This window comes from Acidithrix sp. C25, assembly GCF_904848545.2.
Map to the genome: position 1 here is coordinate 337,188 of NZ_CAJHCI020000002.1, position 16,443 is coordinate 353,630.

Genomic DNA, 16,443 nt, shown 5'->3' on the forward strand with positions numbered 1-16,443 from the left:
CAATTTCAATCGACGATCGAGAGTTCTCAAAAACAAGCATCCCCGAGTAGGTCCCATCTGGGTCAATTACCAGAACGCTTTGGGTCCAACGAACCCTAATCACCAACCCCAATCTTCAATCGCACAAATCGCTGTATTGGTATTTCTCTGAAAAGTTCCCATCAGGGCGCTAAGTTAGGATCATAGGAAAGTTTTGCTGTCGCAATTTACCATCGATCGCAATTTAACGATTCCGAAGGTAGCAAGTATCGATCAATAGGAGATCAAAGTTGGCCCAAATTACACTTCAAGACCACGAGATCAACGACTTTGTCAAGTCCCTTTCATTACCAGGAATAATCGACATCCATATCCACTTCATGCCAGACAATGTGATGGCGAAGGTTTGGCAATACTTCGAAGATGCCGGCCCTTTAATTGGTCGACACTGGCCCATACAGTACAAAATCAGCCAGTCAGAACGTCTTTCGTTTCTAGATAAAATCGGAGTAATTGCACATAGCGCATTGAACTACCCCCACAAGGCCGATATGGCACAGTGGCTAAATCAATGGAGCGCAGACTTTGCCAAATCACAGAAGTCGGTCATCCATTCAGCCACCTTCTACCCAGAAGAATCCGCACCTCAATATGTAACTTCTGCAATCCAAGAAGGAGCCAGGGTCTTTAAATCCCATGTCCAGGTGGGAAACTACGATCCTAGGGACCCAAATCTAAACGAGGTATGGTCGATCTTAGAAAAATCACAGATACCCATCGTGATACATGCAGGCTCAGGACCAACATCAGGAAGATTTACAGGAGTTGACCCCATCTCATCTGTCTTGGAAAGATTTCCCGAACTGTATCTGATAATCGCGCATATGGGAATGCCTGACTATCTTCAATTCATCGAACTCGCCCAGCGATACCCTAACATTTATCTCGATACCACCATGGCCTTTACCCCCTTCACCCAGGAACAGTCTCCATTTCCTATCTCCTTATTACCCATCTTGCAAAAACTCCAAGATAAAATTCTCTTGGGCAGTGACTTCCCCAATATCCCATATCAATATGCCCTCCAACTTTCATCACTAGCCAACTTAGGTCTTGGCGATGAATGGTTGCGGGCCATCCTCTATGAAAACGCCAAACGTCTCTTTCACGTCGGCGCCTAAAGTAAAACCAACCAGAGACCAATAGATCGCACCGACAGATCTCATCGTACAAACGGACCCAAACCGTGATCTCAACTTGCTTTGCGATATCTAAAATTGCTCAAAAACAAATTAAGGTTCATCACTCTAACATGGATCCGGATCAGCGCTAGGTTCCCATACCTCAAAAATTATCTCGACCAAAAGGTTATGTTTCAAGTGGGTCAATCGCATTTTGAATGGCAGATTCCACTTAAACCCAAGCGATGATACAAGATGTGGGGCCTAGCTTAGCGAGAACTCTAGGAAACGATTCCCGACTAAAAAAGATACATTCCGCATAGATATTACCAAATTTGAAGCGCACAGCCACAACTTATAAAACGGTAACAATCGTCTTCCTTAGGGTCAATCCAAAGCATCGATCTGCTAATCTTATGACAAATTTGCCTTAGAATAATCCCTACAAAACAGGAGTACGGTTTGAATCGCAAAAGTCCGCTGCCACTTTGGTCACAGCTCCTAGAAGACTTACGCAGAAGAATATCTTCTGGCGAATTCACTGAAAGATTTCCAACGGACAAGGAGATGATCGAGCACTATCAAGTCTCACGTCAAACCGTTCGTGAAGCCGTGCGTCACTTGGAACAAGATGGCCTCGTGGTTCGCCATCGCGGGCGAGGAACCATTCTGTCACACTCTCGCTTTGAACAGCGTCTCGGCTCGATCTATTCGCTCTTTCGCGAATTAGAGCGGTGCGGATATCAGCAGAACTCTAAAGTTCTTTTTCAGGGTAGCGTCATCGACGAAGCTTTAGCGTGTCAGTTCCAATTGACCGACGACAACTTCTTCTACCTAGAACGTCTTAGATATGCGGGCGCCTTAGAAGTGGCTCATGACAAGGTGCACATACCAATGAGTTATGCAAAGCCTCTCCTAAATGTAGCCTTTGAGCACACATTCCTTTACGACGAACTTGAACTGCGTTGTCACATCTCGCCCACCAGTGGCGAAGAAAGATTCTCGCCAATCGTCCTACCACCATCAGAATCAGAACTACTCGGTTGTAAATCACCGAGTGCCGCTCTCTCAATCCGAAGAGTCACATATTTCGGCGCGGCTCAACTCGAAGTACGCGACACGATCGTTCGAGGAGACCGATATTGGTTCGTCTCCTCGTTCGACTCCGCCAAAACCTCCAATTCAACGCAATTGAGCCAAACGTTCTATAGTTGACATCCTCGAGAAATATGACTTGGAAGTAACTACACGATAATCAAAAGACAAGGGTGACACAAAGAAAAATTAAATCAATCCTTTATTCAGCCCCTTCGCACCTGTCCCTGCAGAATACTCTGCAATCGAGGGAGGGGAAACAACTCTCGAATTAAAGCGTTATGTCACGAAATTAAAGCAACATTCCTATAGGTCCAAAATTGTCCAACGTCCACATATTGGATCAACCAACTAACGATTTGTCCATTCGAAAATAAAAGTCCCAAGATCATTCGATACTAAAGATCACAATGCAAAATAGCAAGGCATAGATGCAAGGTGTCTTCCAAAAAGTCATTTACGAGGTCCACCATCTACCATTGTTTACCAAATCGTTCCATCTAAAAGGGCAAAGTACCAAACAGAAACTCCTAAGAGCAAGTGCCAAGCGACGGTCCAAAAAACCCAATGAAACCACCTCATCGTTTCGCCCAGTCCAAAAAACTCATGGTCATTTAAATAATTCGGGAGAAATATACCACTCGTCCTTGTGTGGTAGGGTATCATCTGTGATAATTCATAGATGCATTAGGGATACAAGAGGATCCTAAGCGTCGAAGGCGTTAGCAATTGAGATCATCGAAGATATCCAAAACGATGAAGAGAATTAAGATTTTAAATTCGGAGTGATAAAAAATGGACCTTGGCCTCAAAGGCAAAGTTGCGCTTATTTCAGGAGGAACCAAAGGAATTGGTCGTGCTATTGCTGTGGGATTTGCAAAGGAGGGTGCCAACGTGGCATTCTGCGCCCGTAACCCCTCAGAAGTGGCTGAAACTCAAACACTCTTAAATTCACTTGGCGTTCGAGCGATGGGGACAACGCTTGACATAGGAAATGCACAAGGTGTTGCTGATTGGGTGGAAGCCAGCGCATCGGAACTTGGCGGCCTCGATATCGTAATTAATAACGTCAGTGCACTTGCCATACCTGACAGCGAAGAAAATTGGAAGCTCTCACTAGAGGTCGATCTAATGGGTACAGTTAGAATCTGCAAGGCCTCGCTACCCCATCTAATTGCTCGTGGCGAAGGATCGATAGTGAATATCTCAAGCGTGTCGGGGCGCGAAGCCGACTTTGCAGGTGGGCCATACGGAACTGTCAAATCTGCAATTATCGCCTATTCAGCCCACCTAGCCTTCACCTATGCTGACAAAAATATCCGTGCAAATACGGTTTCACCTGGTAATACTTACTTTCCGGGTGGAGTGTGGGAAAATATTGAAAATGGAAATCCGCAACTCTTCGATATGGCGATGGCGCTAAATCCAACGGGAAGAATGGGAACACCGCAAGAGAGCGCCAATGCTGTAATATTTTTATCAAGCCCCGCAGCGAGCAGAATCTCTGGTACCAACCTCGTCGTCGATGGGGCGCTAACCCGAGGAATTCAGTTCTAGCCGTAGAAACAAAGCGAGCAGTTTAATTGAAAAACCCCTTGATAATTAGCTACTTGATCCAATGAGAGCAATCATGAAAAGACCGCGGCTAAGAAATGTTGGAAATTATTTGAACTTCTCCGACGACTTCTTCAATCTAGAAAGATCAAGATTGACCCGCGTGGCCGATATCGCCGACATGCGAGAGCTTGCGCGACGTAGAGTCCCTAAGGGCGTCTTTGATTACGTCGATGGTGCTGCGGGAACCGAGGAGGCGCTAAGGCGTCAAAAAGACTATTACCTAAGGGCCGAGTTCACTCCCCGCCTACTAGTCGACATCTCTAAGATAGATACCTCTACCTCAATTTTAGGGGTGAAGAGTCCAATGCCCTTCGCGCTAGCTCCAACTGGATTCACCCGGCTGATGCACCATAGTGGAGAGGTGGGCGTCGCCCGAGGTATTAAGGATTCAGGCCTTCATTATGCCTTGTCAACGCTGGGAACAACCTCGATCGAAGAGCTAGCTAAAGCTGCGCCTTCCACGCGCAAGATCTTTCAACTTTACCTTTGGAAGGATAGATTATTCAACATTGAACTGCTCGAGCGGGCAGCAAGAGAGGGATATGACAGTGTCGCATTGACCTTAGATACGCCAATTGCTGGACTTAGAAATCGCGACGTTAGAAATGGTTTTACAATTCCACCGACGCTCTCTCTATCTTCATTGATAGATATTTCAATGCATCCGAGATGGTGGTTCAATCTTTTGGCTTCACCCCCTATTGAATTTGCAAACCTCAAATCCACTTCGGGCTCTGTAGCTGACCTAGTTGGGCAAGTCTTTGATCCCGCGATTACAGCCAAGGATATTCATTGGCTCAGAGAGCATTGGCAAGGAAAGATAATCGCAAAAGGGGTAACTACAACCGAGGATGCCCTCACCTTAGTAGACCTTGGGGTCGATGCCATCTGGATCTCCAATCACGGAGGACGCCAGCTAGAGATGGCACCAATACCACTGGAGGTACTCCCGAAGATTCGTGCTGGGTTACCTGCTGAATACGAAATCTATATTGATGGCGGAGTCACCACTGGAGCAGATATCATAGCCGCCATTGCCCTAGGTGCAAATGCCGTATTTATTGGTCGCGCTTATCTCTATGGACTCATGGCAGGTGGACAAGATGGCGTTGCAAGAGCACTTGAAATCCTCTCCAAGGAGGTCCGCACCCAAATGGGATTGATGGGTGTTACATCTATCGATCAACTTTCAGAGAAAAACGTCAAAATCAGACCTCGAGAGGGTCGATAAGGGAACTACAAAGGCTGACAGGCAGATGGAAAAAATAGAATTTAGACCAGAACGAGAGCAATTCAACTATACCTTCGGGGGAGCAAAGCCGCTATTTAAGGTCCGTCCAGGAACGATCATGGAACTCTGGTCGGAAGACGCTTTCAACTATGCCCTTCAAACACCAGCAGATCTCTCCAGTCAAAAGGTAGATCTGCGCTATGTCAACCCTCAAACAGGTCCTTTCTACGTGGAAGGCGCAGAGCCCGGCGATACCTTGGTGCTTCATTTCATCTCAATGAAGCCAGCACGCGACTGGGGGGTCTCTGCGGTAATGCCATTTTTTGGCGGCCTCACTTCAACAGATCGAACCGCAACCCTTCAGGATCCCCTCGAAGATACCACATGGATATACCATATCAATCGGTCAAAGAATACGCTTGAATATGATGCTCGCTTTAGTGAATTTAAAGTTGACCTTCCTATCGAGCCGATGCTGGGAACCGTTGGAGTTGCTCCCGGCGCTTCCGAAGTAAGAACTTCCCTTGTCCCGGAGCGCTTTGGCGGGAACATGGATACACCTGAGATGAGACCAGGGGTTACTTGCTTTTTAGGGGTAAATGTAGAGGGAGCGCTCTTTTCACTTGGAGACGGCCACTACCGCCAAGGAGAGGGCGAAGCATGCGGAACCGCAGTTGAAGGAGCCATGACCACCACTTTGATAGTAGAGCTGATCAAAGGTAATGCACCCCTTTGGCCAAGAATCGAAAGCGACGACCAGCTAATGGTAGTGGGGTCATCGAGGCCAATGGAAGACTCTTGGCGAATTGCACAAGTAGAGATGGTTCATTGGTTTCAAGAACTATTCGAGCTGCACCATATGGACGCCTACCAACTGCTATCGCAGATCTCAAAGGCGCCAATTGCCAATGTGGTAGATGCAAACTATAGCGTTGTAGTCAAAGTCGCTAAAAACCTTCTTCCAAGGGTATCCATCTACAATGATATTCACAACGAACTGAGAGCAATTGCCTCAAAGCTTGGGATTTGATCACCGGCGATTGATCTCTAACCCGCAATAAATATGGTCCGTACCTCAATCGCCAAAAACACTGCGATGGTAGCACTTCCGTCCTTCCCTTCGCCTAATCTGGACCAAAACATAATCTAGACCAAAACTCAGAACCTAAAAGTCAATCCCCAATGCGCCGCTAAGGTGAAAAACCCTAGATCCCATATCTGCCAGCTCGCGCAAGATCACTCGAAGGAACCGCGTGAGGATTGAAACACCAGAACCCGGCCACCGCCACAAATAACGCACCTGGGTTCTGACGATCTCACTCCAACGCGCCACGTGCCACAGATGACAATATCGACAACACTGGGTCGCTTGAGTGTCGCTTGAGGGTCGCTTAAGCGCCAATAGAGGCCGGAAGCTCAAAGTAAGATTGAGCCAAAGACGCCAAATAACCCAGATCAATCATAGCGCTCCAAGTAGCGTCCTCTATCTTTTGGATCTTAGTGCCTGGATCCAAAAGATAGGATTGGGAAGGATTCGCCCGTATAAAACCAACTTACATGGAATCTCCGATCACGCATAAGTTGGCAAAAACCATCGCATCCACTATTGCGATAGATCCCATATCGAGATCCTAGTCTTGATATGACTAGTAACGATATCTGACTGCAGCGGTCGCATCTAGGTCACCAATGCCCTGTAGGTAATTTGACTCTGCAACTCGCAACGAAGCAAATGTTTCGATGAATACCTGTCCAAAGGCGTCCATCAAAACTTGACTCCCTTTTAATGCCTCAACTGCTTGATCGACAGAGGTTGGAAAAGACGGTGAATCCTCAAATTCCCCTAAGTCAACTAACGTCCCACTTGTATCGCTACCGATCGAACGCAACTTTTCAATGGCCGCTGTCGCAACTGCAGCCATTGAAGCGCCCACTAGGTATGGCGAAGCACTTTGATCAAAGACTCCGATACGCCCAAAGGCGCCAACCTCCCCAGAGATCTCATTCGCAGGAACCAAAGAGATTGAAGAACTCGGATTAATGAGACCAGCCACTCTCTTTGACTTAGATCGTTGCTCTTTGGCGAATCTCAAATATGAGCCATAACTCGGTGCACCAATCGCGACAAGCGCATTCAATTCCGAGATCAATTCACGAAAAATTGCCTCGCCCTCTGGTGTTAGTCCTGCGAATTCGCTACCGGCTCCAAATAGATTCTTCCCAGAGCTTTGAAAGACAAATCTAACCTGACCACAATTATAAGGACCATCAATACTGACTGTCGGCGAGAAGGATGCTCTCAAGTCATGGTGCCGAGAGGCAATTCGAATGACGTGACGAACCAAACTTGCCACATCGCCAGCTCGAACGATATCGTACGAATCCGTTGAAACCTTAAACTGGCCAGAAGCAAAACCAGGAAAGATCTCGTTTACTCCAACGCCGGCTGCTTCCAAGTCTTCTAAGATCTCAAGACAATACGCGCCAACGTCCACCAAACGAGCCAACCCAAAAGAGGAACCCTCCAGAACGTTTGGAGTATCTTTTCCCTCTTTCGAGGCCTTGGAAGTAATCGGTTCAACAGACCATTCGACTTCAAAACTAATGCGTGCTACAAGGCCAATTTTGGAAAGTTCACCTTGTAGTCGGCCAGCAATGTTTCGATGACAGAGTTCATAGGCCGAACCGTCAAAGTTGAATCGCGACCCAGCTACCCAGGCCCATCCCGGATCGCCCTCTACCAAGGATAGGGATTCAATGTCTGGGAAGAGAAGAATTTCGTGTTCTTTTGAATATGCATTGGGAGCAGGGACGTCATTTACCATATGGGTGTCCAAAACGGGTGAGATCAATAAACCTTTAGACAGAACCGTATCTAGACGTTGAAAAGGAATCGCCTTGGCTCTTGCAATGCCAGAGTTATCGATAAACGAAATAGCAATAGCTCGGACATCGCTCTTTTCTAGATTGCGATGGACCCCATTTACTAACGATGAATTTTTTTGTCTCAGATCGTGGAGAAGATCGTTCACTTCAATCCTTTCTTAGGCTGAATTCGAACTCGATATTCAATCCAAATACCATCTACACCTTAGGCAATAGTATCGCCTTTGATCCGCTATCTCGAGATCTCCCTGCTATGACGACAAAGGATCTTACACGATGTTGCTCTTTGGTTCATAAAATACAAAAAGAAACCAACGCACTCTCCGCGGCCAAATCACCGACTCGTGCTTATAAGATTGACGAAATCGATAACCCGTACTAGTCAATTTAGGACTGTGGCGACCGTAGATCAAGGGGAAGAGTTGAAGAGAATAGGCATAACCTTTGGCAGGCAAAATGACCATAGGTACGGGATACATGTTGGCTACAGCGATGCTTTGAGCAAACTCAATGCGCTTTCAATTCTCGTTTCGGCGGCGCCAACCAATCTTTTGGAATCCCCCGAATCTGAAATAACGCTCTCGGAGTACGCCCGCTCCACAATGGACCAATTGGATGGACTGATAATTTCGGGTGGTTGGGATGTCGATCCCGCGTTATATGGCCAAGACCCTCATCCCAAACTAGAAACCATTGATCCACAAAGAGATCGCTTTGAGATGGCGATGATAGAAGCAGCTCTTTCGTCATCCAAGAAAATACTCGCGATCTGTCGTGGGATGCAAATATTGAATGTCTTCCTGGGCGGTTCGCTTTATCAAGATCTGGTCAGTGCTGGCTTTCATGACCACTCCAAGCCAAAACAAGAATACGACCTAGCCCATGCCATTCGATTCGAAAGTAATAGCGAACTTGGATCACAGATGAAAGGTGCCGAAATGGTAAACACACTTCACCATCAAGCGGTAAAAGACGTCGGTAAAGATGTTCATCCTGTCGCCTATAGTCCCGACGGCGTCATTGAGGCCATCGAAGGCAACAATCTGATGGGAATTCAATGGCATCCAGAGCGGCTATTCCAGAGGGACGATAGACATCTAGCTGGTTTCGAATGGGTTGTTTCCTAAACCTTAGATCCCTCAACAAAGATGGATACCTCCACATTTCAACCTCCAGATCGACAGAACAAGCCCTGTCGATAAATTTCTCCCATCTAAATATATCGATAACCATTCAAACCAAAAATGTCGATAGATTTAGGCTAACTTTATAGGGGATAAGAATAAATTTTCAGGGGGAAACAATATGTCAATGATGGACGTCGATCTAAATACATGGCGCCTTCTCGCCCATGCAGACACGCACTTTAGTGACGTTGAGATCGTCACGCAAACTTCTCCAACGACGACCCACCGCTATAGCTTTGGTGACTTCACAAAGAGAAGCAAAAAGCTGATGAACGTCTTAGACGGCCTTGGTCTTACAGAAAACGCAAAGGTCGCCACTTTAAGTTGGAACAACTATCGCCATCTAGAGTGCTATTTCGCAATTCCATGCACTGGTCGCATACTTCATACTTTAAATGCTCGGCTATCTTCAGAGGACCTAATCTTCATAATCAACGACGCAAAAGACGAAGCCATCTTCACGACACCAGATCTCGTCCCAGTTCTAGAAGCCATTGCAGAACAAATTCCCACCGTAAAAAAGATCATCGTGATGGACGACGTAATTCCTCAAAGCTCAATTGAGGGCCTTGAGTCATACGAAGAACTACTCTCGAACGCACTCGATGAGTACGACGAAAAACCTATTCCAGAACGACAGGCGGCTGGCCTATGCTACACATCAGGCACGACTGGACGGCCCAAGGGAGCGCTTTACACGCACCGCTCCACCTTTCTCCATGCATTAAATACAGCATCGCCCGCTGGCATGTGTTTTGGAATCTCAGATTGCATCCTTCCTGTAGTGCCGATGTTTCACGCATCAGCATGGGGAATGGTTCATGCGGCAATTGCCACAGGCGCAAAGATTGCATTTGCTTATCCTCATCTACACCCCAGTTCATTTGTGGATCTTCTGATAAACGAGGAGGTAACACTTGCTGCAGGTGTTCCTACTGTATGGATAGGTCTAGAAGAAGAATTACGATCGAGAGGCGAACTAAAACTAAGCCTCAGAGAGATAGTTTGTGGTGGATCGCAACCGCCGAAAGCACTCATTGCTAGATATAGAGACAACTTTAACATCCCAATCGTCCAAGCTTGGGGTATGACCGAAACCTCACCATTAGCGACAGTCGCCAGGCCAAAGCACTCCATGCGCCACCTTGGCGCAGATGAACTTCTAGAGCGGGTTGGAGGCCAAGCTGGGATTCCAGCACCAGGAATTGACGTAGCCCTTAGAGATGACGAATGGAGCCAAGTTGACTGGGACGGGACGTCAATGGGAAATCTCTACGTACGCGGACCTTGGGTAATCAGCGCATATCTACACGAACGTGGCGCCGACTCCTTCACAGAGGATGGATGGTTCAAGACAGGCGACGTAGCAATTGGATCTCCAGATGGCTATTTCGTCATAGCCGATCGCACTAAAGACCTAATCAAATCGGGCGGCGAATGGATCTCCTCCGTCGATCTAGAAGGCGCCCTAATGGCAATGCCAGGAGTTGTCGAAGCAGCTGTGATTGCTATGCCCGATGATAAGTGGCAAGAGAGACCCCTCGCATGTGTCGTTCTGGACAAAGATGCAACTATTGACATTGAATCAATAAAAGCTCATCTTGAAACTCAAGGATTTGCAAAATGGCAACTCCCCGACAAGGTCGAATTCATCGATCAGGTTCCTCGAACCAGCGTCGGAAAATTCGATAAAAAAACACTAAGGGCTAAATTCACGAGCCAAGACGAACCCGGCAGCTACAACAAGAACTAAGGGTACAAACAATTAGAGTCGATTTCGAAGCAATTATCTCTACTAAAACAACAGGAGTTTCCTAGTGTCCCTGTGGGATTCGAGGGATTACATGTGTGCACACTATTGCCAGATCATCGACATCATACTCGCGCTAGCGATCTTTAGACTGCTAAGCGCGATCTTTCTAGAGATCTTTCTAGATGAGATATGCCGTGACTTGGGTGGTTACCACCGTCGCGAATGAACTCGTAAAAGTTCAGTGACTTAGCATATGCGAACTTTATACCTGATGAGCTCAACCACTTATACTTTTGCCAAACCACTCACCAAAAGACAAAGATAGAAAGAAGCTATGACGCCTTCGTCACAGCCATATCCCCAATTGAGGACAGTTTTGATGAAAACTACAGAGAAACCCTAAATTAATCCTGCCACTCGATGCCCACCTTGGATATCAATGACAAAGTATTTACCAGGAAATACCCAATAATTATGCCACAAGGCATCTTCCGCGCCAAGTTGCAAAATAAAACATGATCCAATAGTTTCAAGGGCCAAAAGCGGAGTTGTCTCCGCCTTTGGCCCCATTTGATAGTACTTCGGGTGGGAAGTTTTGCTAGGCCATATCTACTATTGGCTTGTTTAGCTTCATTGCACCTGTTGAGCCATAGAAGGCTGCATCACCAAAGCTGAAGACTCCACCGTCGCTTGCGACTAACCAGTAGCCCTTACCATCTGGGGTTCCAAGAGCACAACGAGAGATCAAATCGTGCACGAACTAACCGGCTACGAGCAACCTAGCGAAATTTCGGCCTCGATGGAATTTCTGTTTCTAGAAAATCTTCTTAAAGCAAATACTCGCCTTGGAACGCCCTATCCAACTTGATCTATCTATATTTCGTTTATGCGCAAATATCGTCAAGAAATCATAGTTAGACTTCCCCGTTCACCTTGGTGAGATAAATAATCGGAGATACTAAAACCATTCTGAGGCTTTTGGGGAACTCTTAAACTGCTGCGATGGGATTTCGAGCAACATTCCAATCAAGCGTCTAACTTTAACTATCTCTCATAGGGTCGCAAGTTTTCCTGCGTGACCTCAAAGGGATAAACTTTGCGTAGTTATGGTGAATAACCATATGAATGCCAAGCTCCCTAAGTCTGAACCACCATAACAATTGCGCAATCCCGCTACGAGGAACGAGCGGTTACCGAATGTGGGTGTATTTGACCAATTGCACCCGAAAAGATCAACTCACTAGTCACCACCGAGCCACCATAGTTCTTGCATCAGATAAAGGCGTTGTCTATCACATCCGCACCAGTGGTGTTTCTGAGCCGGTTCACAAAGAGATCTACCGTCTCTTAGGAGTTAGTGATCCCCTTAAACGGATAAAGACGATTGCGACGCATTTGTAGTGTCCCAACGTAAGACCACATACTCAACTAGCTGGGAGAATAGGTTGATTTTAGGAAAGATGGGTTGGTGCAATTGAACACAACCTGGCACGATTCACTGCACGAATACGTGCTATTACAGAAACTGTTATCACCACACCAAAGCTTCGACGGTGTTACTTTCAGATCGCAGGACATATCACTCGTTCAGCTAGAAAAGTAATACTCCATCTTGAAGAACACTGGCACTATATGAATAAGTTCTTAGAGGCTCTTGATCGGATCAGAAAGTTTGAGATCGCCATCACCTGAACATCTGGTTACCTAACACACTGAATATTACTTGAAGGAACTGCTCTAGAAGACAAGGGATTAGGTCACTATGGCCAAAATGAGATTTCACAATCTCAAAAATAACCAAACAGGCTCAACCACAAAGGGAATAGCTCATATTTGGCACTCTGAAACCAGATTTAAGCCATAGACCCTCCGTCAAACCTAAATCAGTTCCGAAAAACCGACTTGGATTCACACCGAAGGGCTCAAGCTGGTCCATTTCTGTGGATTCAGGCTAAATAAGCTACGAAAAGCAATGGCTGATCGTAATGGTTTATACAAACTTGGAGGAAACGTCCAGGTAGATGAGTTCTTTTTGGGTGGTGAGAGCCATGGCGAAGGCTAAAGAGCAAAAGGAACGACACAAACGAATGTCCTAATTGGCGTATCGCTTAGCAATGGAGCTCCGATCCATTGCTTTATGGAAGTAATCAAAGACACCACCGCCAAATCATTCAAAGATGTTTTTGTAAAGCGTTTAGATTCTGACACGAAGCCGATAAGCGACGGTAATCCAAGTTATGGGGCATGTGCTCGAGAGCTTGGATTACCAAATTCGGTTACTTTATCCAAAGACGAACAGGCACATGCAACATTTAAATGGTTCAATACCCTGATTGGAAACTGCAAAAAATTTATCGACGGAACCTATCACGGACGTGAGGAACGTAAGCAACTTTACCTCGAGGAATTCGTTTACCGATTTAACCGAAGGAGGTTTGGAATGTCATTGGTCGAGCGACTTCTCAATACATGTGTGTTTGCGTCGCCACATCCGCTACTCCGGAATGGCTCTTGCTTGCGAAAGTTTATAAGTACGTATACGAATACAGCCAGGCGAGATCAGTGATTACAGCCCCGTAAAATGCACACAAAATCTCCTCCCCGGTGACGGCCTAGCATGGCTGTCCGCCCTTGGGGCCAAGATACCTGAGAACTGCCAACATAAAAGTGGTTCGGAATCACTTTTTGAGAAAAGACTCCGACGAAGAACGATCTCTGACGCCACGTTAGACTCATGCTACTCATAATGTTAAGATACATAATGCAAAGATCGGGCTCAAATTGAAGGAAGCCAAGCGATCAAATGCAAATCATGAACATTTAGGCTCTCATTAGATCGTACACCTGCAACATTGATGCTTTAACCAATTCGAAGAACCTTGCTCGTTCTAATTTGCCTTTATGACCGTTCGTAATACTTGATATGGGCTCCTTCTCCTTGGCAATTCTCGATGGTCGCTTTGATGCAAGAAATCGCTCAGCAGTCAAACCCTATGCGGATAAGTCGAACTTCTAAAATAGCTTTAGAAACACCATAGACACCATTTGATCGGGTATCGAACTAAGTTATCCATGCAATGAATCACCGAATAGCTCAACTAGAAACAAACATAAGTAAATCGCCATTAACCCTGATTGAGATCCCCAAATCCGGTCGGGTCTTCACGTCGCAGCGGCGCTTAGGACTTGGCGATTGTGACACAATGGGGCGCCTTCGCATTGATTCTGCGGTCCGCATAGCCCAGGATATCGCTGCTAGCGATCTAATCGACTCTGGCCTCTCCCAAGAGGGTATTTGGGTTGTCCGTCGAACCGCAATAGAGTTCTTAGGTGACGCTCGCTACCAGGACCTAATCAATGTCAGCACATTCTGTGCCGGAGTAGGAAGAGCATGGGCTCAAAGAAGAACAACTATTCAAGTTGAAGAAAAACCAGTCGTGGAGATATCTTCTCTTTGGATTCAGACCGACCCGATAACCCGCACCCCAAAGAGCACTTCAGACTCCTTCCTAGCCATCTTTGGTCCGTCAGCATTTGACAGGCAGGTTACTCACCGATTAGCACTTGATCCTCACACGACAGGCAAGAAACTCGATTGGACACCACGCTTCACCGACTATGACCTGCTGGGACACATAAACAATTCGACCTATTTCGAAGCCGCTGAAGAACTAATCAACCGATACGACCCACCGAAAAATGACCGTCAACACTTCACCGTAGTTGGAGAGTATCGTGCAGGAATTGAAATAGGACGACCTCTATCGATCGCTATCAACGACCTGGAAAGTGAGGTCGCTCAAATCGACTTCGTCTGTAATCAAAAAAGTGAATGTTCAATCTGGTTGGCTCAGAACTAATTCTGTTCTGCTTGAACCATGCTTTGCACCAAATCGACGTCAGATCTTCTGGGACCATCGCCAGCACCAGGCGTCTCTAGGATCAAATCCACATTTCGAAACCACTCGCTATTTACGAATTGACCCAAAGCGACCAAACCGATGTGTCCATCGCCCAAATTCTCATGACGGTCGAGGTTGGAACCACATGTTGACTTGGAGTCATTGAGATGTACCGCTCCAATTACATCTTTTTTGAACTTCTCCGCAAGCGACGAGCTAAAACGCTCCATCTCTTGGGATACGGTATAGTCACAACCGCTCGCAAAGAGGTGTTGGGTATCGACGCACAGCCCAACACGTACGCTCTGCGAGGTCGACACCAATAGTGCGAGCTCGCTTAGGCTCGATCCAACTGAGTCACCGGCTCCAGCACTATTTTCAAGAAGTAATCGCACTCGCTTGGTTCCCTCGAGTGCTTGATCAATGGCGTCAACGATCTGGTTCAAAGCACTGTCAAAGCCGGCGCCCTTATGGCTACCCACATGAAGCACGACACTCTCGACGCCTATCTCATCGCAATAGTTGACAGTCTCTTTCAGCAGTGCTTTGGACTTCAAATAGAGTTCGGGGTCAGGTGATGCTAGATTGATCAGATAACTCGCGTGGCTGACGATCTTAGATACGACTCCTGATGTTGCCGCCATCGCCACAGCAACATCACTAAACCCATTTAAAGAGATCCGCTGGGCCTTCCAGCCCCGAGGTGAATTCGAAAAGATTTGAATTACACCAGCGCCTATCTCCTCACCACGTGTAATGGCCTTGGCTACGCCGCCAGCACCAGATACGTGTCCACCTATCAGCCTTGTCATGTCGTTCCTCCGAAGTTAACAACCTAACCAAAATCTCTATAAACAGCTACCAACTAAAGAGATATATAGTCACTTTCAAATCAGGTGCTAAAAAAATGAGCTAAGTGAGCCAAGCAACTGAGCCAAGGAAGGTTAACTCGAACTTGCGACAAGGAAGCCAACTATCGGTGAAGGTTCGAGGCCACTATCGTGAACCAACTCTGCCTGATTTAGCTATCTCTGGGCTACCTCAGGGGTATTGTGCAAATCAATTGTGCAAATCAGTCTTCGGCTAATTCGTACCTAGCTGGTCCGAAAAGCTCCATTCGCACACTTCGATTTAGAGCCACCACGCTAGTTGGCGTACCTGCACTAACCCAAACAACATCAAAGTCCTCTAAGGCGCTATCAACGAATAATGTGACCTCATCGGGAAGCGACAATGGGCTAACAGCGCCCACGGAGTAATTGGTCCTCTGGTGGACTAGAGCTGGACTACCAATCCTAAGTTTCAAGTCGCCATGAACGAGTCGAACCTTATCGCGTGATACTCTTTTGATCGCAGATATCAACACAACAACTGTTGACGAATCAGAGACAAATACAATCGACTTGCCGATTGCACCGATCTCAACGCCTAGGGCTCGCGACGCATCCAAGGAAGTTGCCGTCGAATCGCTAAAGTCCACTACCTCCAAGTTATGCTTGGCTATATCAAAATTAACTTGATCTGGTTGCGACATCTTGAGCCTTAGTAGATGAAAATAGTTAATTCCTAGAGTACTCATTACAAGCACAATCCATCAAATGCACCTATTACC

Annotated in this window: 13 protein-coding genes and 1 pseudogene; 10 read left to right on the forward strand and 4 right to left on the reverse strand. The window is 46.6% G+C overall.

Annotation, left to right across the window (positions count from 1 at the left end; genetic code table 11):
- Positions 1-269 precede the first annotated feature (269 nt).
- The 5 genes from ACIDITHRIX25_RS94685 to ACIDITHRIX25_RS94705 all read left to right on the forward strand — a co-directional run bounded on the left by ACIDITHRIX25_RS94685 (position 270) and on the right by ACIDITHRIX25_RS94705 (position 6,133).
- Positions 270-1,160 carry an amidohydrolase family protein gene (locus ACIDITHRIX25_RS94685; RefSeq protein WP_201733104.1) on the forward strand — a complete coding sequence of 297 codons (891 nt, stop codon included), beginning with the start codon at positions 270-272 and terminating at the stop codon, positions 1,158-1,160.
- A gap of 462 nt (positions 1,161-1,622) precedes the next feature.
- Entirely contained in the window at positions 1,623-2,375 is a 753-nt protein-coding gene (locus ACIDITHRIX25_RS94690) for a GntR family transcriptional regulator (RefSeq protein WP_052604779.1), read from the forward strand.
- Between the two features lie 675 nt (positions 2,376-3,050).
- Positions 3,051-3,812 carry an SDR family NAD(P)-dependent oxidoreductase gene (locus tag ACIDITHRIX25_RS94695; protein ID WP_052604780.1) on the forward strand — a complete coding sequence of 254 codons (762 nt, stop codon included), beginning with the start codon at positions 3,051-3,053 and terminating at the stop codon, positions 3,810-3,812.
- A gap of 73 nt (positions 3,813-3,885) precedes the next feature.
- On the forward strand, positions 3,886-5,103 hold the full coding sequence (locus ACIDITHRIX25_RS94700; RefSeq protein ID WP_160291733.1) for an alpha-hydroxy acid oxidase: 1,218 nt from the start codon (positions 3,886-3,888) through the stop codon (positions 5,101-5,103).
- Between the two features lie 25 nt (positions 5,104-5,128).
- A complete protein-coding gene (locus tag ACIDITHRIX25_RS94705) occupies positions 5,129-6,133 on the forward strand; it encodes an acetamidase/formamidase family protein (RefSeq protein ID WP_052604782.1) in 1,005 nt (334 codons plus the stop codon).
- A gap of 616 nt (positions 6,134-6,749) precedes the next feature.
- On the opposite strand, the gene ACIDITHRIX25_RS94710 is transcribed toward ACIDITHRIX25_RS94705, so the two are convergent.
- Positions 6,750-8,135, reverse strand: coding sequence for a type I glutamate--ammonia ligase (locus tag ACIDITHRIX25_RS94710; RefSeq protein ID WP_201733105.1), 1,386 nt, complete (start codon positions 8,133-8,135; stop codon positions 6,750-6,752).
- 276 nt (positions 8,136-8,411) lie between these two features.
- Here ACIDITHRIX25_RS94710 and ACIDITHRIX25_RS94715 point away from each other — a divergent pair, with 276 nt between their 5' ends.
- A complete protein-coding gene (locus ACIDITHRIX25_RS94715; protein ID WP_152625872.1) occupies positions 8,412-9,116 on the forward strand; it encodes a gamma-glutamyl-gamma-aminobutyrate hydrolase family protein in 705 nt (234 codons plus the stop codon).
- Positions 9,117-9,300: 184 nt separating this feature from the next.
- Entirely contained in the window at positions 9,301-10,929 is a 1,629-nt protein-coding gene (locus ACIDITHRIX25_RS94720) for a long-chain fatty acid--CoA ligase (RefSeq protein WP_201733106.1), read from the forward strand.
- Between the two features lie 598 nt (positions 10,930-11,527).
- Here the strand turns inward: ACIDITHRIX25_RS94720 and ACIDITHRIX25_RS94725 are convergent.
- Positions 11,528-11,686: a hypothetical protein gene (locus ACIDITHRIX25_RS94725; RefSeq protein ID WP_201733107.1), complete on the reverse strand. Its 159-nt coding sequence runs from the start codon at positions 11,684-11,686 to the stop codon at positions 11,528-11,530.
- A 368-nt stretch (positions 11,687-12,054) separates the two neighbouring features.
- On the opposite strand from ACIDITHRIX25_RS94725, the gene ACIDITHRIX25_RS94730 reads away from it, so the two are divergent.
- From ACIDITHRIX25_RS94730 to ACIDITHRIX25_RS94740, 3 genes and pseudogenes are all read left to right on the forward strand, one after another.
- Entirely contained in the window at positions 12,055-12,330 is a 276-nt protein-coding gene (locus ACIDITHRIX25_RS94730) for a hypothetical protein (RefSeq protein WP_152625873.1), read from the forward strand.
- 550 nt (positions 12,331-12,880) lie between these two features.
- Positions 12,881-13,495 (forward strand): annotated as a pseudogene (locus ACIDITHRIX25_RS94735) (IS1595 family transposase); the annotation flags it as partial.
- Between the two features lie 511 nt (positions 13,496-14,006).
- Positions 14,007-14,789, forward strand: a complete 783-nt coding sequence (locus ACIDITHRIX25_RS94740; protein ID WP_201733108.1) for an acyl-ACP thioesterase domain-containing protein — start codon at positions 14,007-14,009, stop codon at positions 14,787-14,789.
- Here ACIDITHRIX25_RS94740 and ACIDITHRIX25_RS94745 read toward each other — a convergent pair.
- The gene (locus ACIDITHRIX25_RS94745) at positions 14,786-15,643 is read right to left on the reverse strand and encodes a deoxyribonuclease IV (protein WP_201733109.1); all 858 of its coding nucleotides are present in this window, start codon (positions 15,641-15,643) and stop codon (positions 14,786-14,788) included. The genes ACIDITHRIX25_RS94740 and ACIDITHRIX25_RS94745 overlap by 4 nt on opposite strands.
- 260 nt (positions 15,644-15,903) lie before the next feature.
- Positions 15,904-16,365: an aminoacyl-tRNA deacylase gene (locus tag ACIDITHRIX25_RS94750; protein ID WP_160291736.1), complete on the reverse strand. Its 462-nt coding sequence runs from the start codon at positions 16,363-16,365 to the stop codon at positions 15,904-15,906.
- Positions 16,366-16,443: the final 78 nt, after the last annotated feature.